Below are 22855 nucleotides of genomic sequence, written 5' to 3'. Positions count from 1 at the left end.
CAGGCAGGACGTAATGAATCGAATTGATGCATGTTTAAAACGATTGCAAGACAGCAATAAAAAAGCCTTAAGCCCTTATATCACGGCAGGGGATTTGCAGCCTGAACGAACCGTGGAGTTGATGCACGCGTTGGTCAAGGCCGGTGCTGACATTCTGGAGATCGGTATTCCTTTCTCCGACCCCATGGCGGAGGGGCCGGTGATTCAGGCGGCCATGGAACGGTCGTTGAATAACGGCACGACCCTGAAAACGGTCTTGCAGTACGTGACAGAATTTCGCCAAACGGATGACACCACGCCGATCATTCTGATGGGGTACGTTAATCCGGTGGAAACGCATGGCTATGAGCGTTTCGCCCGCGAGGCGAAAGCAGCGGGTGCGGATGGCACCATTTTAGTGGATTTACCGCCGGAAGAAAGTGAAGAGGTTGCCAAAATCTGGCAGGAGTCAGGGCTTTACATGATTTACCTCTGCTCACCGACTACCAGCGACGAACGCATGGTTCGCATCAATCACTTCGCGCAGGGTTATCTTTATTACGTGTCCTTGAAAGGGGTAACCGGCGCCAGCAGTTTTGCCCTGGATGAGGTCAGAAAACACTACCAGCATCGTCACTCGCAAACCCGCTTGCCGCTTATGGTAGGATTTGGTATTAAAACGGCAGAGATGGCCGCCCAGGTTGCCGATTTTGCCGATGGGGTGATTGTGGGAGCCGCGCTGGTGGAGCGGCTCTTCGACAGTTATACGCGGAAGGACGATTACATTTTACCAGGCGTGACTCTGATTGCAGACATGCGCCGTGCCATCGATGAATAATGGATAAAAACATGACAGAAAGCAGTGAAAAAAGAGCTCATTTTATACGCCAATTGATTACCGATGAATTAGCCAGCGGCAAACATCAAGACGTTGTGACCCGTTTTCCGCCGGAGCCCAATGGTTACCTTCACGTCGGCCATGCCAAATCCATCTGCCTGAATTTTGGTCTCGCAGAGGAATTCAACGGACGTTGTTATCTTCGCTTTGACGATACCAATCCCATTAAGGAAGAAGAGGAATTTGTCAATGCCATCATCGACGATGTGAAGTGGCTGGGCTTTGAGTGGTGCGACATGACCCATTCCTCGGACTATTATCAACAGCTGTATGATTACGCGGTCTTGTTAATCAAAGCAGGAAAAGCCTACGTTGACAGCCTCAGCATGGACGAAATCCGCTCTTACCGCGGCACGTTGCAGATGCCGGGTAAAGAGAGCCCTTATCGTAATCGGTCGGTGGAAGAAAACCTCGATCTGTTTGAACGGATGAAAGCCGGGGAATTCCCCGATGGTGCCCATGTGCTTAGAGCGCGCATCGACATGCAGTCCGGTAATGTGAATATGCGCGATCCCGTATTATACCGTATACGCCATGCCAGCCATCAACGCACAGGTGACGAGTGGTGCATTTACCCCATGTACGATTATGCACACCCCATCTCCGATGCCCTGGAGCATATCACGCATTCCCTGTGTACTCTGGAATTCCAGGATCACCGCCCGCTGTATGACTGGTTCATTGAAAACCTGCCTGTGCCCGCACGTCCTGTTCAGACAGAGTTTGCCCGCTTAAACCTTTCCCATACAGTGACCAGTAAACGCAAATTACGCGAACTGGTTGAGAAAAAAATTGTCTCCGGCTGGGATGATCCGCGCCTGCCGACTTTGAGGGGTATGCGTAAACGCGGCTATCCACCGGCGGCCATACGTCAATTTTGTGAAATGATCGGTATTTCCCGCAGCGATTCAGTCATTGACATGTCCCTGCTTGAAGAATGTGTGCGTGATGAATTAAATAAGGTGTCGAAACGCGCGCTGTGTGTGCTTGAGCCGCTTAAAATCGTCATTGACAATTACCCTGTCGATCAGGTTGAAGAGTTAACTGCGGCTTTTCATCCTCAGAATGCCGATGCTGGAAGCCGCACGCTGCCTTTCAGCCGCGAGCTTTACATTGAGCGCTCCGACTTTATGGAAGCGCCGCCCAAGGATTATTTCCGTTTAGCGCCGGGGCGAGAAGTGCGTTTGCGTAACGCCTATGTGATTCGCGCCAATCAGGTTATTCATGATGATAACGGGCAGATTATCGAAGTACGCTGTACCTATGATCCAGACACCTTAGGAAAAAACCCGCCGGATCGTAAAGTGAAAGGGGTGATTCACTGGGTGTCGAGCCAACACGCTTACCCGGTTAAAATTTATCAATACGATCGCTTATTTAACGACGCCAACCCGGCGCGGGAGGAGGATTTTCTACAATTCCTCAACAAGGAGTCCTTACAGGTTCGTGAGGGATTTTGCGAGCCCTCGCTGGCGAAACAACCAGTGGGGGAAACTTTCCAGTTTGAACGCTTAGGGTATTATTGCGTCAACGAGGTGGAACATCACAAGGTCATCGCCTTTCACCGCATTGTCGGATTAAAGGATACCTGGGGCAAAACGAGCTGAGAGGAAGGCATGTTATATTTATACAATTCACTGACCCGAAAAAAAGAACAGTTTGTACCGATTGAGCCGGGAAAAATCGGCTTGTACGCCTGCGGTATTACGGTGTATGACCGTTGCCATTTAGGCCATGCCCGCTCCATGGTGGCCTTTGATGTCATGGTGCGATTTCTGCGTGCTGAAGGCTATGACGTCACGTATGTCAGAAACATTACCGACATTGATGATAAAATCATTGTTCGGGCTAACGAGCGGCACATGCCGATTGATCAACTGACATCCCTCTATATTGACGCCATGCATGAAGATGCCCGCGCCCTGAATATTCTGCCGCCTGATGTGGAACCTCGCGCCACGGCCCATATTGAAGCCATTATTCGTCTCATCGAACGTTTGATGGCAAAAGGTTTTGCCTATGTCAGCGACAATGGCGATGTCTGTTTTGAAGTCGAACGTTTTAAAGCGTACGGCAAACTGTCCAATAAAGAAATTGAGAATTTAATTGCCGGGGCGCGCATCGACGTCGTCAGGGAAAAGCGCTCGCCGCTTGATTTTGTGCTGTGGAAGAAAGCCAAAGCATCGGAGCCCAGTTGGGCTTCGCCCTGGGGCGATGGCCGTCCAGGCTGGCATATTGAATGTTCCGCCATGGCGATGCAGGAATTGGGCGAACAATTTGATATTCATGGCGGCGGATTGGATTTGCAGTTTCCGCATCACGAAAATGAAATTGCCCAGAGTGAAGCAGCCAGCGAAAAACCGTTTGCCAATTATTGGCTGCACGTCGGTATGCTGCAGGTTAACAATGAGAAGATGGCGAAATCAGTAGGGAATTTTTTCACGATTGAGGATGTCTTGAAAAAACACCATGCGGAAGCAATCCGTTATTTCCTGTTAAGCAGCCATTACCGCAGTCCCTTGAATTATTCCGAAGAGAATTTGCATAATGCCCGCAAGGCGTTGGCGCGACTTTATCAATCCATCAAAGACATTCACTGCGATGATTCGCTGGCCCTGCATGAAAAATGGGAGGCAGCGTTCGCCGCAGCCATGAATGATGATTTTAATACTCCTGTGGCCTTGTCTGTGTTATTTGATCTCAGTCATGAGGTCAATAAAACGGGCGATCCGCAACTGGCGTTAACACTGAAGCATTTAGCCGGTGTGTTAGGGCTCATGCAATCCAATCCCCTGGATTTCCTGCAGGCGGGTTTGAATGAAGAAGACAAGGAAGGCATTGAACAATTGATTCAGGAGCGTCTGCAGGCACGCGCTGACAAAAATTGGGCACGTGCTGATGAAATCCGGGATTCGCTGGCTAAATCAGGAATCGAGTTATTGGACGGCCCGCAGGGAACCACCTGGCGAAAAGTCAGCGATTAAGCACATTCAGGGCTCTTGGACTATAGTTAGTTTATCGTTGATTAAACGTAAATTCTGCTTAAGTCCGGGAGCTCAAAGTAATGATCATTGCTGATAAGCCCTGTAGTGACGTAACCCCTTTTTTTGTGAGTCGGCCCGCCAACAAGGGATTGCGGTTAAGGGGTTGTCTTTTAGTTTTCACCAGTCTCCTGGCCGCATGGCCTGTTCATCAAGCCACGGCGCATGCACGCAGCACCTCGCTTTTCCTGCAATCGACTGAAGAAACCAAGGGCTCTTATGGCCTTACCACCCGCAATAATAATCAATTGCTGACGGCATCAGCCCCCAAAGTCATCAGGCTGTTTAATGTGATTGAAAAACAGTTTGAGGGTGTTTTTTATACCCTGTCTGAAGTGAGCAGTTTTCCTTTGGATTTGACCATTATCCCGCCGAATCCCTCGCGTGACGTTCCGGGAGGGATTGCCATCAGCAGTTTTTTGGATGGCCGGGTGATTACCGTACTTACTAATGGCAGTGTCATTCAATCCAATATGGAGGCCTTTCAATTATTGCCGGAAACCGGACTGTACAAGGCAACATTTGGGCCTAGCTTGTTGGGCGTTGACGGCATTGCTTATCGACGTCAGAATGATCGCCTCTATGTCGCAGGGTTTGATCCTTACAATCTTTATGAATTGGATTGGCGGGGCTCCTTGCCGCGCCCCATCCCCTTATTGCCCTTTTTACCGGAAGGGAGGTGGCTTAATTCATTTCAGTTTGGCCCGGATGGATTGCTTTATGCACCCGATGTGGTGCATGGACAAATTGTGGTCATTAATGTGGAAACCGGGGTGGTGACGCCCTTGGTTGAAAACATCGATAAACCCGCTGCTGTGAAAGTAGACCGGGATGGCCGGGTTTATTTTATCGGAAGACGTACTGGTCATGTTTACCGGCATAATCCCTTGAGCGATGAAACCGTGCTGTTAGCAACGCTTCCACCTGGACTTGATAATCTGACGCTGGATCGCTCCGGGGATAAAGTCTACGTCAGCAATAATCAGAATCAGATTTTTGAAATTGATGTCGCGACCCGTGCAACGGAGATTCTGTTTGATTCGCCGGTAGCACAAATGTGGGATTTTGCCTACGATTCGGATCGGCGTTCCCTGTATGTGACGGATCTCGCTTCGGTTAAGGAATTCAATGCCCAGGATGCCAGTCTTGAAAGCCGCTTTGTGTTTTCAGATTTTAATTCAGGCCTTACCAATCTTAATTTTCATGCAACCAGTTTAACCCTCGATGCTCGTGAAGAAGGGAAAATCATTTTAACCGACATGTTTCTTGGCAATATTCTGGTTCTGAATCGTGCAGATTACTCTATCCATGATCAAACCCTGACCGGTGATTACACCGGATTATGGTATAAGCAACCCTCCTCTACCGTGCGGGTAGAAAACAATGGAGGGGAGTATTATCTGGCGGCCAGTTTACTGGATGGCACGATTGTTAAAATTTTTCATAATGGCGGCATTGAATCCAGTAACGTCGTGGTGGAATCCTTTGCCTCAGGATTGGATGCGCCGACGAAGCTTAAAATTTATCAGGGGTATGTCTATGTCGTTGAGTTAGGTCAGACAACCGCGGGTATGGCCAACAGCGGGAAAATCAGTCGCATTTCGCTGGCTAATCCGCGTATTAAAGAAGTACTGGTCGGTAATCTTTCAGAACCTCAGGGGCTTGATATCGTCGATGATGTCATGTATTTCATTGAATCAAAAACGAAGCGCCTGTTAAAAGCGTCCGCGCTCAATCCCGGTACGGCGGAGGTGGTAGAGGAAAATCTTGATTTAAGCAATGACCTGTTTGTTTCGCAGCTCACCCCGGTCGCTCAGGCAACACCACCGGCTGCTGTTGCTGTTCCTCCTCAAGCGGAGAAACTATTCGTCATGGAGACGCAGCCGAATGCGATTCGCCTGTTTGAAGAAGAGGATTAATGCTGGCTGGTCACGCGCAGAATTTCAGCCAGGGACGTATCGCCCATCAGTACGCGTTTGAAACCGTCCTGACGGATGCTGGGATTATTGGGGCGGAGGTAGTCTTCAAGCACCTGCAGATTCTCATCGCGGTGGATCATGCGCCTCAACGTCTCATCGATTTCAATCAATTCATAAATCCCGGTTCTGCCGCGATAGCCTAAGTTATTGCACTCCGTACAGCCTTTAGGTTCATAGACCGTGATTTTTTCGGAATTTTTAGGGAGATTCATCAATTCAAGTTCATCATCCCTGAGCACATGCGGTACTTTGCAAAAGGAACATAATTTTCTTACCAGACGCTGCGCGATGAGTCCCACCAGGCTGGATGAGAGCAGAAAGGATTCCACCCCCATGTCACGCAGACGGGTAATGGCGCCGAGCGCACTGTTGGTGTGCAGCGTCGAAAGCACCAAATGGCCGGTGAGACTTGCCTGCACCGCGATTTCAGCCGTTTCCAGATCGCGGATCTCCCCAATCATCACCACATCCGGATCCTGCCGTAAGATCGCGCGTAAGCCTTTGGCAAAGGTCATTTCCACTTTGGTATTGACCTGGGTCTGGCCAATGCCGGGCAGGTCGTACTCAATCGGATCTTCGATAGTAAGGATGTTGCGGCTGACTTCGTTTAATTCCGTCAGCATGGCATAAAGCGACGTGGTTTTACCGGAGCCGGTGGGACCGGTTAATAGAATAATGCCATGGGGCTCGGCAATCATGCGCCGGATAATGCTTAAGGTGCTTTCGGGCATGCCAAGCAGGTTTAAATCCAGTTGCGCAGCCTGTTTGTCCAGGATCCGGAGTACGATGCGCTCGCCATAATTGGACGGCAGGGTGGATACCCGCACATCAATATTATGACCGCCGATGCGAAGGGCAATACGGCCATCCTGAGGAATGCGTTTTTCAGCGATATCCAGTTTAGCCATTACTTTGACGCGGGAAATGAGCAGGGGTGCGATAGCACGCTGAATTTCCAGCACTTCATGAAGCACCCCGTCAATGCGGTTGCGGGCAATCACGCGGTTTTCGTAGGTTTCAATGTGGATATCCGAGGCTTTCTGTTTAATGGCCTGGGTAAACAGGGCATTGATCAGGCGGATAATGGGTGCGTCATCCTTGTTATCCAGTAAATCTTCGCTGTTGGAAAGTTGATCCGCAAATTGCGAGAGATCAAAATCGCCTTCCATGTCGATGGCCGCATCAAGAACGGAAGATTGCGATTGATAACATTGCGCCAAATGCTGTTGGAATTCATGTTCGCTGACTTCCTGGAGCGTCAACCGGTGTTGCAACAGGCGTTTCGCTTCAGCCAGCGCTGTCAGCGACAAATTGGGGAGGTGATAAAGCAGCGTCCCCTCGTCTTTGGCGACAGCAACCAGCCCGTGGTTTTTGGCAAAGCCATAGGGTAATCGCTTGATGTTTTCAGGCTCGTTCATTGCTATTTCGTCGTGACTATCGTGGTGCTGCGTTGCACTAAGCGATTCTGGAATGGCCGTGGCAAATCCGCGGATTTCAGAGGCGGCAGCACGGTTTCATCATCATGTTTGTGATACGTTTCCTGAGAGCGGAGGAAGTCGAGCTGCGATTGCCGTAAGTCATTGTACTTGCCGCCGCTTAAATGCACCGCATCCGCTTCCGTTGTTAAAATGATTGGACGGATAAAGACCATGAGCACACGTTTTTCGCGGTTGCGGATATTGTGCTGGAAAAGACGGCCAATGCCTGGAATATCACCCAATATCGGCAGGCGGTTATCATCATTACCCAGACTGTCCTGAGTTAAACCGCCGAGCACCACAATGTCGCCGCTTTCCACATGAACCGAGGTGACAATGCTACTGATTTTAAAGACCGGGTTGGTCGTATCCAGCGTGCTGGCTGGATCCACGGTGTCGTTGCCCTGATCAATCTGCAACTGGATGCCCTCACCGCGCGTGATTTGCGGGCGAACATACAGGTGCAGGGCGACATTCACCCGATCAAAGGTGACATAGGGACTTGCCGTGGTAGTGCCGCCGGCATTGTTGGGGTAGGTGGTGGAGGCCACGGACACCTGTCTACCGACTAAAATTTTAGCCTGGCGATTATCTAAAACCACGACGGACGGCGTGGACAGAATATTGGCCTTGCGCTTGCGCGCCAGAGCATGAATCTGGGCCTGAAAGTCATCAATGGTGGTCTGGTTATTAATGATGGCAAACCCTGGGCGAAAATCACCCGGGTCGCCGGTTTGCTGATTGGTTCCCCACTCTATACCGAGGCTGTTGACGTCACTGGCATCCACTTCGGCCACCAGCGCTTCGATTAGTAATTGCGCAGGACGAATATCCAATTGACGAATGACGCCTTTTAAAATGCGGATTAAACTGGCCGGTGCATTAAGTATGATGGAGTTGGTATTGGGCTCGGCAATAATTTGCACCGTGGGTTTAGTCGATCCCTCGCTCTGAGTGCTGGCACCGGTGGTATTGGGCGTTGCCGCCGGATTAGCCGCCGGCGGTTGAGCCGGTTGCGTCATGCCGCCGCTGTTGCCACCATAACCCCCGGAGGATGAATTGTTCACGAGGTTAGAGGCTGGATTGGTGCTGTCCAGTTCAGGACGGGTAATTGTGCCGATGGTTGTGCCGACGTTGCCGCTGAAATTCGCTTGAGCAATGCCGGCGAGGATAGGAACTAAATCCTCCGCCCGCAAATAATTTAAGTAAACAACCTGAGTATTGCTGTTCGTGCCGTTAGGGCTCTGCCGGTCAAGGCCGGCAATCAGCAGGCGCAGTTTAATGCGTTCGGTACGGCTGCCGCTGATTAGGATGGCATTGCTGCGATCATCGGCGGCAATCATGGTTTGCGCATGGCCGCTGCCGGGTTGCGATTTGATTAAATCCTTAAGGGTCGCTGCGACATCCATGGCTAAAGCATGCCGCAGTCTGACCATGTCAATGTCATTGGCGGACGAACTGTCGACCTGTTTGATAATGTTGGCGAGACTTTTAATGTTGCTTGCACGCCCGGAAAGAATCAGCATGTTGGACGGCGCATAGGCAGAGATGCTGCTCCATTGCGGCATCAGGGGGCGCAACACAGGCACCAGTTGTTCGGCGGGGACATAACGCACCGGCACAACGACCACCATCATGTCATCGCCCCGCGGCGGATGGCGCATCTGGCTTAATAAATCAGACGAGACGGTTTTGGCATCGATGTTGGGGATAATCTTGATGACGTCGCCACTGGGAATGGCGGCGTAACCTGAAACCTGCAGCACGGACAGAAACACCTGATACAGTTCGTTATTGGACATCGGCGTTGAGGAGACAATGGAAATTTTTCCCTGGACACGCGGGTCAATAATAAAATTTTTGCCGGTGACGCGGGATACCTCGGCAATGACCGCCCGGATGTCTGCATTGCGAAGATTCCATAATTTTTTTTCACTGTTTTCTGTCTCACCCGGCGGCAGTTGCGGTGCCTGGGGTGGCGGGGCGTCAGTACTGGTTGACGTGGTCTCGTGATTTAACAACTGCTTGATGTTTTGAGCCACGCTATATTCTTCAATCGGACCAATTTTAACAACATAGACGTTTTGACTTTTGTCATGCTCGATGGTTACCGGTTGTTTCAGTGTGGAAGACAATTTGAGTTTCAACTGCAGGGCGCTGTTTTCATTGGTAAAATGCCCGGCATTGAGCTCATAGGCAGGTCGTCCATCAATTGCTATGTTTTTGATAGCAACTGTTGTCGCATAAGCACAGGCCAAACCAAGTGAAACCAGGATTAATGATAAAATCTTACGCATCAAGCAACACTGAAATAAGCAATTATGACATCATAACCAAATTTACACGGTTTCAATAGCGTTTTCGAATAATCAGGGTATTAATTAAATAAAGGGCATCTGGATTGAAACGCGTTGGAGCAGGAGTCAAGTAAGACCGACGGGATTGGAAATGGTGGCTATGGGTGGACTCGAACCACCGACCTCAGCATTATGAGTGCCGCGCTCTAACCGGCTGAGCTACATAGCCACAAGAGGCCGTGATTTTGTCGTTTATGAGGAATTCTGTCAAGAGTTAGATGCTTAATTTTTTAATTTTTTTAGAGAGTGGGCAAGCCTGGCGACTTGCCCGTCTTTAAGACTAGATGATTAGAATATACAACGCGCCGGCGTCACGTAAAACCTGAACCAGCAATTGTTGTTTTTTCTGAGACGCAATCGTTTGCAGGGTCTTCACATTGGGGGTGCGTTCCTTGTTGGCGCTGATGATGATGTCGCCAGGACGTAAGCCTGCGCGCCAGCCGGCGCTGCTTTCCGATGCGCCTACCACCTGAATACCGACCACATGGCCATGCAGAGGCGAATCCTGCTCAAAGTTCCTTAAGGCAAGGCCGTAAAGGAAAGGATTGGTGGCCTGCAATTCCTGCTCGTGCTTTTTAATGTCGGTTACCACCGCGTTTAAGGTTAATTCCTTGCCATCGCGCTTCACCGTGATTTTGGCGTCGCTGCCGACACGCAGCAGGCTGATGGTAGTTTTGACCTGGGTCGCCTGGGTAATTTTAGTGTTGTTAATCTGGGTAATGATATCGCCCGGTTTTAATCCGGCGCGTTCAGCCGGGGATTTTTCATTCACCTGAGAAACCAGTGCGCCCTGAAAATCTTCAGGATAGCCCATCGCCTGAGCCAGTTCTGGCGTTAAGTGCTGGACAAAAATGCCCATCAGGCCGCGATGGATTGACCCAAATTTGATTAATTGCTGCACCACGTCTTTCGCCATGTTGACCGGGATGGCAAAGCCGATGCCCACATTGCCGCCATAGGGCGACAGAATCGCTGTATTAATCCCGATAAGTTCACCGCGGGCGTTAACCAGGGCGCCGCCTGAGTTTCCGGGGTTAATGGCGGCATCCGTCTGGATGAAGTTTTCAATGCCTTCGATGTTTAAATCGCTGCGCTTCATTGCACTGATAATCCCAAAAGTAGCGGATTGGCTGTTGCCGAAGCTGTTTAAACCGAAGGGGTTACCAATGGCGACCACAAAATCACCGACTTCGGCTTTGTCTGAATCACCAATGGGCAGACTCTTTAAGTTTTTCGCGTCGATTTTCAACACCGCCAGATCGGTTTCACTGTCGCTGCCAATCAATTTTGCCTTGAGACGGCGGCCGTCATTCAAGGTCACGGTGATGAGCGTGGCGTTACGGATGACGTGATCATTGGTAATGATGACCCCGTTTTTGGGATCGACGATGACACCGGAACCGATGCTTTGAAATTTGCGCGGTTTTTCAGGGGTGAGCTGCTGGCGTTCATTGTCGTCATCGTCATTGTCTGCGGCAGGGGGACCGGCAGGTATAACCCCCTGGACAGCGACGTTGACAATGGCTGGCATCACGTTCTTAAGAACGGGGGCTAAGGTAGTGATGGTTTTATTATCATCGGCGGCAGCGGAAGCCGTCAGGCCAATGAAAAGTAAACCGGTCAGAAATGAAAGTAATTTACGAGACATAGTTTTTCCGAGCGTTTAAGTGAACCAAATTAAAGTGGCCATTCTACCTGTTTGTGGCTCGCGGCGATAGGAATAGAAGTCATTTTTTTGCTCAAAAGTGCAAAGATTAGACTTCGAAACAGTAGGAATGGACAAATTTTCCAAAACCAGAGCAGCTAAACCGGGTAAATCGGCTAACCATTTGCTGTCCTTTTTTTGAAAAGCGGGCAATGAAAAATCATAACGGCTTTTAAACTGACTGCGCATGTCATCGCCAACCTCATAGCAGGATTGGCAAATCCCAGGTCCTATCCAGGCCATGAGATCGGCTGGTTGACTCTGCATGGCCTGTACCGTGTTTTCAACGATGCCATTGACCAGACCACGCCAGCCGGCATGGATGGCAGCAATTTCCGTTCCTTGCCGGTTGCAGAGCAGGATAGGGAGGCAATCGGCGGTCATGATGGCTAAAACCTGTTGCTTATCACGGGTGATGGCGGCATCGGCGCGGCGATTGTGGTTTTCTTCCACCACCACGCAGGTGGTGCTGTGCGTCTGGTCAAGCCAGGCCGGTTCACCGGGCAGACGCAGGCTGTCTACCAATTCGCGGCGGTTTCGCAGCACATGTTCCGGGTTGTCGCCTACGTGCAGACCCAGGTTATTTTTGTCATAGGGCGGCTGGCTAAAACCCGAGTGCCTTAATGTGGTGAGGGCGCGAATTGTCGCAGGGGCTGGCCAGTCGGCAATTAAATTAGACAAGGTACTCATCCAGGCTGTTTATCAAGGATTGAAAATCATCCGGCAAAGGGGCGGTGAAAGTCAATAAGTCATCGTGTTCTGGATGATGAAACGACAGGGACGCGGCATGCAGCGCCTGACGTTTAAACGACTGCAGGGCTTCGCGTAATTCGGGGGCAATTTGTGCCGGTATTCTGGGGCGTCCGCCGTACAGGGGATCGCCGACCACCGGATGATTGATGTGCGCCATATGCACGCGAATCTGATGCGTTCGGCCGGTTAACAACTGCACATCAAGCAGGGTAAAGGCATCATAATGGCGCTTGACAGTATAAAGGGTAACCGCCTGCCGGCCCTGATTGAGCACCGCCATTTTCAGGCGATTACGGGGATGTCGGCCAAAAAAGGTATCGATTTCCCCGCCGCTTATCACATGCCCCTGAACCAGGGTCACGTACCGACGCTGAATGTCGCGTTCCTGCATTTGCCGTACCAGCGAGGTGTGAGCGGGCAGGGTTTTAGCCACAACCAGGAGACCGGTGGTGTCTTTATCCAGACGATGAACGATGCCGGCTCTCGAAAGCGAGGCCAGTTGGGGGGCATGATGCAGCAGCGCGTTGACCAGCGTGTGTTTGGGATTTCCAGCACCGGGATGCACCACGAGGCCCGCCTGTTTATTCACCACCAGCAAGGCATCGTCTTCGTAAACGATGTCGAGTGGAATAAACTCCGGCTCATACGTGTCACTGGACTGTTGGTGCGCCTCGTCCTCCACTGCAATCGTGATGACATCGCCTTCCATCACCTTGTCTTTCGGCTTTAATTGACGCTGATTGACCTGGATGAGTCCCTGCTTCAGCCATTGGCTCAATTGTGAGCGGGAATAAAGGGGGAGCAGTCGGGCTAAGGCAACGTCAATGCGTTGCCCATGCAGATCGCGAGGAACCCGCAGTTCATTGTTCAGTGCGCTCATGCCGGAACGGCATCCTCAGAAACGCTGAGGCGACCGCGCAGGGAGTTAGGCAGGGCTTCAGAAATGTCGACCTGAACGAACTGGCCGATTAAGGTGCCAGGACCATCAAAATTAACGACGCGGTTGCATTCCGTGCGTCCGGCTAATTGGTGAGCACTCTTTTTGGATTGACCGGTTACAAGGATACGCTGCGTGCTGCCAACCATGGATTGGCTGTATTGCGCCGCATTGATCAAAAGCCGGTTTTGCAGGATTTGCAGACGCTGTTTTTTGACGTCCATGGGCGTATCGTCCGGCAGGTTGGCGGCTGGTGTGCCGGGACGGGCACTGTAAATGAAACTGAACGACGTATCAAAACCGATGTCATGGACTAAATCCATCGTATCCTGAAAGTCTTTGTCGGTTTCACCGGGAAAACCGACAATGATGTCGGTGGACAGGCGGATGTCGGGTCTTACCTTGCGTAACTTTCTGATTTTTGATTTGTACTCAAGGGCGGTGTAACCGCGCTTCATCATCGATAGCACGCGGTCTGAGCCGCTTTGAACTGGCAGATGCAGGTGGTTGGCCAGCTCGGGAACTTCCGCAAAGGCATTGATGAGGTTGTCTGAGAAGGCAAGTGGGTGAGAAGTGGTGAAGCGGATTCGGCCAATGCCGTCAATGGCGGCGAGGTAGTGAATGAGCAAGGCGAGATCGGCGGTTTCACCCTGACTCATCACGCCGCGGTAATCATTTACGTTCTGGCCGAGAAGATTAATTTCCCTGACACCCTGAGAAGCCAGTTGGTAACACTCGGCAAGGACATCGTCAAAGGGCCGGCTGATTTCTTCACCTCGGGTATAGGGAACGACACAGTAACTGCAATATTTGCTGCAGCCTTCCATAATGGAAACAAACGCGACAGGGCCCTCGGCACGGGGAGCGGGGAGGTGATCGAATTTTTCGATTTCAGGAAAACTGATGTCAACGACCGGTTTTTTAGTCCGTGCCCGTTCTTCGAGCAGGGCGGGAAGACGGTGCAGCGTCTGGGGGCCGAAAACGATGTCGACATAGGGCGCCCGCTTGATGATATCCCCGCCTTCCTGACTGGCCACACAGCCGCCGACACCAATAATCACATGCGGATTTTTTTCTTTGTATTCCCGCCATTGACCCAACTGCGAAAAGACTTTCTCCTGGGCTTTTTCGCGTATCGAGCAGGTGTTTAAAAGAATAACATCCGCTTCGTCAAGGACGTCTGTTTTTTCAAGACCGTGGGTGTTGAGTAGGACATCTGCCATTTTGGATGAATCGTATTCATTCATCTGGCAGCCATTGGTTTTAATAAAAAGTTTTTTAGCCATAGTCTTTATTCTATTAATTAATCATGAACACTTTGACAAAAGGTTTCTTTTATCCTGGGTAAAATCAGTAATGAAATTAAAATGCCGACCGGCAGAATAGCCAGCGCAACATGGTAAGCTTCAAGAGGGTAGACGCGGACTTTATTGACGATTTCGCCCTGCCACATCCGGTCGAGAATAAAGCCGATGATGGGCTGCGCCAAAGCAATACCCACCATGTTCATCATGTTCATAAAACTTAAACCGGTCGCCACGTAACGGCGGCTGCACAGCTCTTTGGCCACAGCAAAAGCTGGCAGGAAAGCCGAAGAAAAAATGCCGAAAATGAACAGCAGCGCCTGCATCTGCCAGCCGGTGGTAATGGGAGCGTAAATGAATAGGGTGCTGGTAATCAGCGCGCCAACAGCACCAATGTACAGGGGCGGTTTGCGGCGGCCAATGCGGTTGGAATAGATTCCCCACAATGGGCTTGCGATAGCCCAGCCAATGAAAACCAGGGAAATGTAATTGGCGGCGGTGGCTTTGGCCAGACCCATTTTAAACATCAGAAAGGGGACGCCCCAGAGGCCGCAAAAAACAGGGGTGGACATGTACATCAAGCCGCCGTAGATCGCGACCAGCCATAATTGTTTATTTTTTACGAGGGCAACCAGGCTGCTCCACAGGGGTTCATCGTGAGACGAAGCAATGACAGGCTTTTTGTTGGCGGGGGCGTCTTTGGCAATGACCAGAATAAGCACAGCAATGATTAAGCCAATACTGCCCATAATGACCATGCTCTGGCGCCAGCCATAGTGGTCAATCAATAAAGCCAGCGGCGCTTCGCCCCCGATAGCGCCCAGCATGCCGATGGTTACCATCAGTCCGGTCAGCAGCGCAAAACGGTTGGCGGGAAACCAGTTGGCGGCGAGTTTCATGGCGCCTACGGCGGCGAACGCAGAGCCGAAACCAATCATCAGTCGCGCCAGGCAGGCGGCGAAAAAATTGTCGGTCAGGCCGAACGCAATCGTGCTGATGGCGCAGATGGTGGTGGCTAAGGTGAGCAGTTTTTGCGGGCCGAAATAATCCATCATGACTCCGCCAGGCAATTGCATGGCCGCATAGGAATAAAAATAAATGCCGGATAAAATGCCCAGGGTTTGACTGGTCACCGCAAAATCACGCATTAATTCGTTACTCATGACGCTCGGGGAAACCTGTAGGAGGCACTCGTAGAAGTAAAAGACGCAACCCAGTCCCCAAACAATCCAGGCCTTGGCTGTTCCTTTGGAGATGACATCCGTAACGCCATGATTTTTACTATTCGACATCGACTGAAATACTCCCTGATTTTTAAATAAATACGCCTGGGTTTACCTGCCAACGATGCAAGCGCTTTCGGCTTCTGGGCAAAAAGGTCTGTATTGTACTGAATAAGTTTGCTTTGGCATAGACCAACAAAAAATTTTATCATCTTGATAATTAATTGTCTATTCTGCCTCTTTGAGGAAACGTCCTGGCGTCGGGACCCGGGCGCAACCGCTGTCCTTAAGCGTTCCTGCGTATAAAAGGATTGGGTCTTTGCTAATCTGTGTTATCCTAGGGACAGCCAAGATCCTGATTCTGATAATGTTGAGGTAGATTCCCGTCCAGGTGTTTTTTATAATGCCGGCTTTGGGTATTTGCCATTCATTTCAGACAACACGAACAGTAGGGCATTCACTTTATGCATAATGAGTCAGTTTTTTATACAATTTTTTTAATATTTGCTGGAGCGGCTGTTTTTTCCACTCTGGTATTGTATACAAAACAGTCCCTGCTGGTTGCCTACATTTTATTAGGAGCGGCCTTGGGCCCTTGGGGTCTGCGTCTGGTTTCTGATGTTACCGTGGTGCAGCAGGTCGGCGATATTGGCATTGTTTTCCTGCTGTTTCTGCTGGGCCTTCACCTGCAACCGCAGAACTTAGTCCATATGCTGCGCAAGATCACCTGGATTGCAATCGTCAGTTCGGTTGTTTTCGCCATCATTGCCTACCTCATTGGCCGCTGGTTTGGTCTTAACGAAACCGAGTCCTGGGTTCTTGGTGCGGCGATGATGTTTTCCAGTACCATCATTGGGCTTAAGCTGTTACCGACAACCATTTTACATCATCAGCACACCGGTGAGGTGATGATCAGCGTCCTGCTGATGCAGGACGTCATCGCGATCATTATCCTTATCATGATTAACGGCGCCCAGGGCAATGGCCTGGCTCTGGATGATTTCATTCTGGTGCTGGTGGCGCTGCCGTCGCTGACGTTGTTCGCCTTTGCGGTCGAACGCTACATCCTGGTAAAGCTGCTGGCGCGTTTTGACCGCACCCAGGAATATGTTTTTCTGCTTTCCATCGGGTGGTGCCTCGGGCTTTCTTTCCTGGCCAAACAATTAGGATTGTCAGAGGACATCGGCGCCTTTGTCGCCGGCGTTGCTTTAGCCTCAAGCCCGATCTCCCTGTTTATTGCCGAAAGCTTAAAACCCCTGCGCGATTTTTTCCTGGTCATGTTCTTTTTCTCCATCGGGGCGACGTTTAATTTCGGTTTTGGCGCGCAGGTTTTTATACCAGCACTCATCCTCTCCTTCCTCATGCTGGTGCTTAAACCCCTGTTTTTCTGGTTCCTGCTGCAGCGGGCCGGTGAAAAGAAAACCATCGCCAAGGAGGTCGGCGTCCGTCTCGGTCAGGCGAGCGAATTCTCCCTGCTGGTGGCAAGTATCGCCTTAAGTACTAAACTCATTTCAGAAGTCGCTTCCAACCTGATTCAGGCGACAACTATTTTGACGTTTATTGTGTCGTCATACCTCGTGGTGTTGAAATACCCAACACCGATTGCTCTCTCGGAAAAAATGCAGAAGGATTAATCATGAAATTATTGGTCATTGTACTGTGTCTATTTAGTGAACGTTACCTGATTCATGCTGCTTCCCTGAACCGGTTTACGTGGTTTACCCGTTATTTTAACGCCATTAATCAGCGGTTACCTGAAGGGTCTGCATTAGCCAACCCCTATTTAAGGCTTTTGGCAGTGATTTTACCGCCTGTCCTAATCACCTCCCTGGTGTTGTTTTTATTTTGCCATATTCTGTTTGGTTTCATTTATCTGCTGCTGAATATTGTTATTTTTTACTATTGTCTTGGACCCAATAACCCCTTTTACCCCGTCGCTTCGGACAAATCCGATGAAGAGGATGACTCCGTTGCCCGGGATTATTTTGCCGCCGTCAACGGGCAACTGTTTGCCGTTATTTTCTGGTATATTTTACTGGGTCCCCTGGCCGTGCTGGTGTACCGGTTACTGTCTTTAAGCCAGGTTCAGGCGCAAACGGCCACGGCTGCAGCGACGATAACCCGTTACCTCGACTGGATTACTGCCCGTGTGACTGTCCTGCTTTATTTGCTGGTGGGTAATTTCCAAAGGGGCTTCAGTTTCTTTACCCAGTATTTTCTTTCACAGCCCGACAACAATGAATTACTCCTTGGGCAGGGAGGGGTACTCGCAGCGCGCACGTCTGAAAATGACGCGGTAACCCTGCCGCAGGCGCAAACGCTGGTTGAACATGCCCTGATTGTTTACCTGGTGTTTTTAGCCTTTTTTACTCTGGTTGCCTGGCTGTAAAACGGGTTAAATAATAACGAGGAAGCGTTGACTATGATAAATTCGATGGCTCGTGTGGTACTGACAATTCTGGCTCTGGCTCTGCTTGCGGCCTGCTCACACCCGATCATTACACCGCAGGGTAAGCCCCAGCAAAAAGCCTGTACGCTGTCCTGTGAGCAGAAAGCCCGTGCCTGCAACAAAGTATGCCGTAATAACTGCGCGCAATGCACCGCCTATAATTTCCAGACAGCCGCAAAGAACTTTAATCATTATTTCCATGAGAGTGCTGTAAATGGTCAAATCATTAAACGGGATTTGAATTCTTACTTTGATCCACTACAATGCCGCAAAACAACGTGCAATTGCCGCGGCGATTATGTGGCCTGCGTGCAATCCTGTGGAGGAGTGGTGAAAAAACGCCTGCAGGCTGCGGCTGTTTGTTAAACGTTTTATAGATTGACGAGGAAGACATCCATGTCCCAAGAAAAGATAAACGATATAGATCCTATTGAAACACGTGAATGGCTGGATGCCTTGCAAGCGGTATTGCTGAATGATGGAAATGAACGTGCGGCCTACATTCTCCAGGAGCTGGTTAGCAAAGCCGGCACGGAGGGTGTAAGATTACGTGATGCCGTTCATACGCCTTATCGCAATACCATCAGACCGGATGAAGAAAAACAAATGCCTCCCGATGAAGGCGTGGGTAAACGCATCAATGCTCTGATTCGCTGGAATGCCGTCGCCATGGTGTTGCGCGCCGGGAAATACGCGCCGGAGCTGGGCGGCCATATTGCATCGTATGCCTCCTCATCCACCCTGTACGAAACAGGCTTCAATTATTTCTTTAAAGGCCCTAATGCCACACCGCATGGCGGCGACCTGATTTATATTCAAGGCCATTCGTCACCCGGAATTTATGCGCGGGCCTTTCTTGAAGGCCGCTTAAATGAAAGCCAACTGGCCAATTTCCGCCAGGAAGTGGAGGCTGACGGTCTGTCTTCCTATCCCCACCCCTGGTTAATGAGCGATTTCTGGCAATTCCCCACCGTGTCCATGGGATTAGGCCCTTTGCAGGCCATTTACCAGGCGCGTTTCTTAAAATACCTTGAAAACCGCGGTCTGATAAAATCAGAGGGACGAAAAGTCTGGGCCTTTTTAGGCGATGGTGAAATGGATGAACCCGAGTCCGTCGGAGCCTTGTCCATTGCCGCCCGTGAAAAACTCGATAACCTGATTTTTGTCGTGAACTGCAACCTGCAGCGTCTGGATGGGCCTGTTCGTGGCAACGGCAAAATAATTCAGGAACTGGAAGGGGTGTTCCGCGGTGCCGGCTGGAATGTCATTAAAGTCATTTGGGGCGGCCGCTGGGATCCCTTATTTGCCCGCGACAAGACAGGCATCATGCAAAAACGCATGGAAGAGTGCGTTGACGGGGATTATCAGGCTTATAAAGCCAATAACGGCGCTTATGTCCGTGAACATTTTTTTGGCCAATATCCCGAATTGAAAAAGATGGTGGAGAATCTGTCGGATGATGAAATCTGGCGGCTTAACCGGGGCGGTCATGATGCACAAAAAGTCTATGCGGCTTATGCCCAGGCGGTCGAACACCAGGGTTCTCCTACGGTGATTCTGGCAAAAACCATTAAAGGCTATGGCATGGGTGCGGCTGGCGAAGGGCAGAACATTACCCACCAGCAGAAAAAAATGACCATTGAACAATTACGGGCTTTCCGTGATCGTTTCAGCATCCCCATCAGCGATGACAAAATCACCGAAATTCCTTTTTATCGCCCGGCGGCCGACAGTCCCGAAGTGAAATACCTGCAAAAGCAGCGTGAAATGCTGGGTGGTTATCTGCCGTCGCGAAGCCAGGCTTTCGAATCCTTACCTATTCCGGAACTGTCTGCTTTTACATCTGTGACGCAGAGCACGGGGGATCGCGAAATTTCGACCACCATGGCCTTTGTCCGTATTCTTTCAGTTTTATTGAAGGATAAAGTCCTGGGCAATCGTATCGTCCCCATTGTGCCTGATGAATGCCGAACCTTCGGCATGGAGGGTTTATTCCGTCAAATCGGTATTTATTCACCAGTTGGACAGCTGTATACGCCGGTGGATCATGAGCAGGTGATGTATTACCGCGAAGCCCGTGACGGTCAGATTTTGGAAGAGGGCATTAACGAAGCGGGCGCTTTCTGCTCCTGGATTGCGGCAGCGACGTCCTACAGTTCCAACAAACTGCCCATGATTCCCTTCTACATTTACTATTCCATGTTTGGCTTTCAGCGCATTGGCGATTTGGCCTGGGCGGCGGGCGATATGCAGGCCCGAGGCTTTTTACTGGGTGGTACCGCGGGACGCACGACCCTGGCCGGCGAGGGATTGCAGCATCAGGACGGGCACAGCCATTTAATGGCGGGAACCATTCCGAACTGCATTGCCTATGATCCTACCTATGCCTATGAATTGGCCGTGATCATTCAGCATGGTCTTCACCGCATGTATCAAAAGCAGGAAAACGTCTTTTATTACATCACGGTCATGAATGAAAATTACACCCATCCGGATATGCCGGCCAATGTCGAAGAAGGCATTATCAAAGGCATGTACCTTCTCCAGCAAAGCAAGAAAAAGGGCAAACTGCATGTTCAGTTAATGGGAAGCGGCACCATTTTAAGGGAAGTCATTAAGGCTGCCGACCTGCTCAAAGAGGATTTTGGCGTCACTGCCGACATCTGGAGCGTCACTAGCTTTAATGAATTACGCCGTGACGGGCTTGCGGTTGAACGCCACAATCGCATGAATCCTGAAGCCAAGCCTCAGCAATCGTATGTTCAGGAGCAGTTAAGCGGACGTCAGGGACCTGTCATTGCAGCAACCGATTACATGCGCCTGTACGCGGATCAAATCAGACCTTATGTTCCCGGCCGTTATGTGGTACTGGGAACCGATGGTTATGGGCGAAGCGATACCCGCGAACGGTTGCGTCATTTCTTTGAGGTTGATGCCAAATTTATTGTCCTCGCGGCGCTTGAAGCCCTGGTTGCCGAAGGGGAAATGAAACCCGCAAGCATGGCAGAGGCCATTAAGCGTTACGGCATCAATTCCGACAAACCGGATCCTGTAACCGTTTAATCTAAGAATAATGAGGGCCATGATGCAATCCGTGCATGATGGCTTCCCCTTTTTGCTGAGGATAAAAATGGCAGATGAGATGAAAGTGAAAGTTCCTGATATCGGTGGCGCGAGTGGTGTCGATGTCATTGAAGTACTCGTAAAACCCGGTGACAACATTGCGGTGGATACGCCATTGATCACCCTGGAATCGGATAAAGCCAGCATGGAAATTCCTTCTCCGAGTGCAGGAAAAGTGGTGGAATTGCTGGTGAAAGTGGGCGATAAGATCTCGGAGGGGGATGTTATTCTTGCCTTGTCAACAGAGAGTAAACCTGAGACAGAACAACAAACGCCGACAGAGGCCAGCGAGCCGCCTGCCAGGACAGAAAGCCCGAAGCCGACTCAATCCCCCTCGACTGAAACTGTTTCGCAATCGCAAGAAATCACCATTCCCGACATTGGCGGCGCTACGGATGTTGATGTGATTGAGGTAATGGTCAGTGCGGGTGATACCGTTAAAAAAGATCAGGCGCTGATTACCCTTGAAGGCGATAAAGCGACGATGGATATTCCCTCGCCCTTTGACGGAGAAATTGAAAAGCTCGCCCTCAAAGTCGGGGATAAAGTGTCGCAGGGCAGCGTAATTCTGACCATGAAAACGACACAGGCAGTACCGGTTTCTGCGCCCTCCGAAAAAGCGCAACCCACACCCCCTGTTGCAACCCAAACCGGGGAAGCAACAAAACCGGCACCGGCAGCCAGTGCTCCCATGCCGTTGCCTGCTGCTGCCAACAATGCGGCGCTTGCCGCCGGCCCCGCTGTGCGACGTATGGCCAGGGAGTTTGGTGTCAATTTAAGTGAGGTGGCCGGCAGTGGGCGTAAAAACCGGATCACCAAAGAGGATGTTCAGCAGTACATCAAATCACGCTTAAATGACAAGCCGGCAGCCGGTGCGGGCGGTTTTTCGCTGCCCCAGGCGCCGATCATCGACTTCAGTAAATTTGGCGCGATTGAAACCCAACCATTGAATAAAATCAAGCGATTAACCGGCCAAAACGTCCATCGCGCCTGGATTACCATTCCCCATGTGACGCAATTTGATGAAGCGGATATTACCGATCTTGAAGCGTTTCGAAAGGAAGAGTCGGAGCGTGCCTCACAAAACGGTTACAAACTGACCATCCTTGCGTTCGTTGCCAAAGCCGTGACCAAGGCATTGATGGCCTTTCCTCAATTTAATGCGTCGCTGGATGCCAGTGGTGAGAACCTGATTTACAAAAAATATTTCAATATCGGTATTGCGGTTGAAACCCCGAATGGTCTGGTGGTTCCTGTCATTCGCCAGGTGGACCAGTTGCAGGTGAGCGACATCGCCCGCGAGATGGCGGCAATCAGCAAAAAAGCCCGCGACAAAGGGTTAATGCCGGCGGACATGAGTGGCGGCTGCTTTACCATTTCCAGTTTGGGAGGGATTGGCGGTACCGCGTTTACACCCATTGTCAATAGTCCTGAAGTGGCTATCCTGGGCTTGTCGCGTTCCAGCATCAAACCGATCCATGTGGCTGGTGAATTTAAACCACGATTGATGCTTCCCTTGTCCTTGTCCTATGATCATCGTGTCATTGACGGCGCGGAAGCCGCACGGTTTACCCGATACCTGGCTGATTTACTGGGCGATATTCGTCGAATTTTACTGTAATTTTAAAT

At 50.6% G+C, this 22855-nt stretch carries 16 protein-coding genes and 1 tRNA gene; 9 read left to right on the top strand and 8 right to left on the bottom strand.

Going from position 1 to position 22855, the window contains the following annotated elements:
* Window positions 1-13: 13 nt before the first annotated feature.
* The 4 genes from trpA to DYE45_RS09160 all read left to right on the top strand — a co-directional run bounded on the left by trpA (window position 14) and on the right by DYE45_RS09160 (window position 5837).
* Window positions 14-817, top strand: coding sequence for a tryptophan synthase subunit alpha (gene trpA, locus DYE45_RS09175; RefSeq protein ID WP_108292769.1), 804 nt, complete (start codon window positions 14-16; stop codon window positions 815-817).
* A gap of 11 nt (window positions 818-828) precedes the next feature.
* On the top strand, window positions 829-2484 hold the full coding sequence (locus DYE45_RS09170) for a glutamine--tRNA ligase/YqeY domain fusion protein (RefSeq protein ID WP_115301077.1): 1656 nt from the start codon (window positions 829-831) through the stop codon (window positions 2482-2484).
* A 9-nt stretch (window positions 2485-2493) separates the two neighbouring features.
* Window positions 2494-3861 carry a cysteine--tRNA ligase gene (cysS, locus tag DYE45_RS09165; protein WP_108292767.1) on the top strand — a complete coding sequence of 456 codons (1368 nt, stop codon included), beginning with the start codon at window positions 2494-2496 and terminating at the stop codon, window positions 3859-3861.
* 80 nt (window positions 3862-3941) lie between these two features.
* The gene (locus tag DYE45_RS09160) at window positions 3942-5837 is read left to right on the top strand and encodes a YncE family protein (RefSeq protein ID WP_115300799.1); all 1896 of its coding nucleotides are present in this window, start codon (window positions 3942-3944) and stop codon (window positions 5835-5837) included.
* Here DYE45_RS09160 and lspE read toward each other — a convergent pair.
* The 8 genes from lspE to DYE45_RS09120 form a co-directional block, all read right to left on the bottom strand.
* A complete protein-coding gene (gene lspE, locus DYE45_RS09155) occupies window positions 5834-7315 on the bottom strand; it encodes a GspE family T2SS ATPase variant LspE (RefSeq protein WP_108292763.1) in 1482 nt (493 codons plus the stop codon). The genes DYE45_RS09160 and lspE overlap by 4 nt on opposite strands.
* Window positions 7316-7317: 2 nt before the next feature.
* The gene (gene lspD / locus DYE45_RS09150; protein WP_108292761.1) at window positions 7318-9672 is read right to left on the bottom strand and encodes a GspD family T2SS secretin variant LspD; all 2355 of its coding nucleotides are present in this window, start codon (window positions 9670-9672) and stop codon (window positions 7318-7320) included.
* A 152-nt stretch (window positions 9673-9824) separates the two neighbouring features.
* A tRNA-Met gene (locus DYE45_RS09145) sits at window positions 9825-9901 on the bottom strand.
* Window positions 9902-10012: 111 nt separating this feature from the next.
* Window positions 10013-11380, bottom strand: coding sequence for a Do family serine endopeptidase (locus tag DYE45_RS09140; protein WP_108292759.1), 1368 nt, complete (start codon window positions 11378-11380; stop codon window positions 10013-10015).
* Window positions 11381-11395: 15 nt separating this feature from the next.
* Window positions 11396-12118, bottom strand: a complete 723-nt coding sequence (gene pgeF / locus DYE45_RS09135; RefSeq protein ID WP_108292903.1) for a peptidoglycan editing factor PgeF — start codon at window positions 12116-12118, stop codon at window positions 11396-11398.
* The gene (rluD, locus tag DYE45_RS09130) at window positions 12111-13070 is read right to left on the bottom strand and encodes a 23S rRNA pseudouridine(1911/1915/1917) synthase RluD (protein ID WP_108292757.1); all 960 of its coding nucleotides are present in this window, start codon (window positions 13068-13070) and stop codon (window positions 12111-12113) included. The genes pgeF and rluD overlap by 8 nt, the downstream gene beginning before the upstream one ends.
* A complete protein-coding gene (gene miaB / locus DYE45_RS09125; protein WP_115300798.1) occupies window positions 13067-14413 on the bottom strand; it encodes a tRNA (N6-isopentenyl adenosine(37)-C2)-methylthiotransferase MiaB in 1347 nt (448 codons plus the stop codon). The genes rluD and miaB overlap by 4 nt, the downstream gene beginning before the upstream one ends.
* Before the next feature lie 17 nt (window positions 14414-14430).
* On the bottom strand, window positions 14431-15723 hold the full coding sequence (locus DYE45_RS09120) for an MFS transporter (RefSeq protein ID WP_108292753.1): 1293 nt from the start codon (window positions 15721-15723) through the stop codon (window positions 14431-14433).
* Between the two features lie 395 nt (window positions 15724-16118).
* Between DYE45_RS09120 and DYE45_RS09115 the strand changes: the two genes are divergently transcribed.
* From DYE45_RS09115 to aceF, 5 genes are all read left to right on the top strand, one after another.
* A complete protein-coding gene (locus DYE45_RS09115; RefSeq protein WP_108292751.1) occupies window positions 16119-17288 on the top strand; it encodes a cation:proton antiporter in 1170 nt (389 codons plus the stop codon).
* A gap of 2 nt (window positions 17289-17290) precedes the next feature.
* Window positions 17291-18043: a hypothetical protein gene (locus DYE45_RS09110; RefSeq protein WP_108292749.1), complete on the top strand. Its 753-nt coding sequence runs from the start codon at window positions 17291-17293 to the stop codon at window positions 18041-18043.
* A 45-nt stretch (window positions 18044-18088) separates the two neighbouring features.
* Window positions 18089-18469, top strand: coding sequence for an Aq_678 family protein (locus tag DYE45_RS09105; RefSeq protein ID WP_133138185.1), 381 nt, complete (start codon window positions 18089-18091; stop codon window positions 18467-18469).
* A gap of 30 nt (window positions 18470-18499) precedes the next feature.
* Window positions 18500-21166: a pyruvate dehydrogenase (acetyl-transferring), homodimeric type gene (gene aceE / locus DYE45_RS09100; protein WP_108292745.1), complete on the top strand. Its 2667-nt coding sequence runs from the start codon at window positions 18500-18502 to the stop codon at window positions 21164-21166.
* Window positions 21167-21233: 67 nt separating this feature from the next.
* On the top strand, window positions 21234-22847 hold the full coding sequence (gene aceF, locus DYE45_RS09095) for a dihydrolipoyllysine-residue acetyltransferase (RefSeq protein WP_115301076.1): 1614 nt from the start codon (window positions 21234-21236) through the stop codon (window positions 22845-22847).
* The last annotated feature ends 8 nt before the right edge of the window (window positions 22848-22855 follow it).

Origin of the sequence: Legionella taurinensis (assembly GCF_900452865.1) — a bacterium.
GTDB classification, from domain to species: domain Bacteria; phylum Pseudomonadota; class Gammaproteobacteria; order Legionellales; family Legionellaceae; genus Legionella_C; species Legionella_C taurinensis.
This window is presented reverse-complemented; position numbering and strand designations above follow the sequence as displayed.

Coding starts and splice junctions, on each gene's coding strand:
- trpA (WP_108292769.1), top strand. CDS start 14: ATGAATCGAATTGATGCATGTTTAAAACGATTGCAAGACAGCAATAAA.
- DYE45_RS09170 (WP_115301077.1), top strand. CDS start 829: ATGACAGAAAGCAGTGAAAAAAGAGCTCATTTTATACGCCAATTGATT.
- cysS (WP_108292767.1), top strand. CDS start 2,494: ATGTTATATTTATACAATTCACTGACCCGAAAAAAAGAACAGTTTGTA.
- DYE45_RS09160 (WP_115300799.1), top strand. CDS start 3,942: ATGATCATTGCTGATAAGCCCTGTAGTGACGTAACCCCTTTTTTTGTG.
- lspE (WP_108292763.1), bottom strand. CDS start 7,315: ATGAACGAGCCTGAAAACATCAAGCGATTACCCTATGGCTTTGCCAAA.
- lspD (WP_108292761.1), bottom strand. CDS start 9,672: ATGCGTAAGATTTTATCATTAATCCTGGTTTCACTTGGTTTGGCCTGT.
- DYE45_RS09140 (WP_108292759.1), bottom strand. CDS start 11,380: ATGTCTCGTAAATTACTTTCATTTCTGACCGGTTTACTTTTCATTGGC.
- rluD (WP_108292757.1), bottom strand. CDS start 13,070: ATGAGCGCACTGAACAATGAACTGCGGGTTCCTCGCGATCTGCATGGG.
- miaB (WP_115300798.1), bottom strand. CDS start 14,413: ATGGCTAAAAAACTTTTTATTAAAACCAATGGCTGCCAGATGAATGAA.
- DYE45_RS09120 (WP_108292753.1), bottom strand. CDS start 15,723: ATGTCGAATAGTAAAAATCATGGCGTTACGGATGTCATCTCCAAAGGA.
- DYE45_RS09115 (WP_108292751.1), top strand. CDS start 16,119: ATGCATAATGAGTCAGTTTTTTATACAATTTTTTTAATATTTGCTGGA.
- DYE45_RS09110 (WP_108292749.1), top strand. CDS start 17,291: ATGAAATTATTGGTCATTGTACTGTGTCTATTTAGTGAACGTTACCTG.
- DYE45_RS09105 (WP_133138185.1), top strand. CDS start 18,089: ATGGCTCGTGTGGTACTGACAATTCTGGCTCTGGCTCTGCTTGCGGCC.
- aceE (WP_108292745.1), top strand. CDS start 18,500: ATGTCCCAAGAAAAGATAAACGATATAGATCCTATTGAAACACGTGAA.
- aceF (WP_115301076.1), top strand. CDS start 21,234: ATGGCAGATGAGATGAAAGTGAAAGTTCCTGATATCGGTGGCGCGAGT.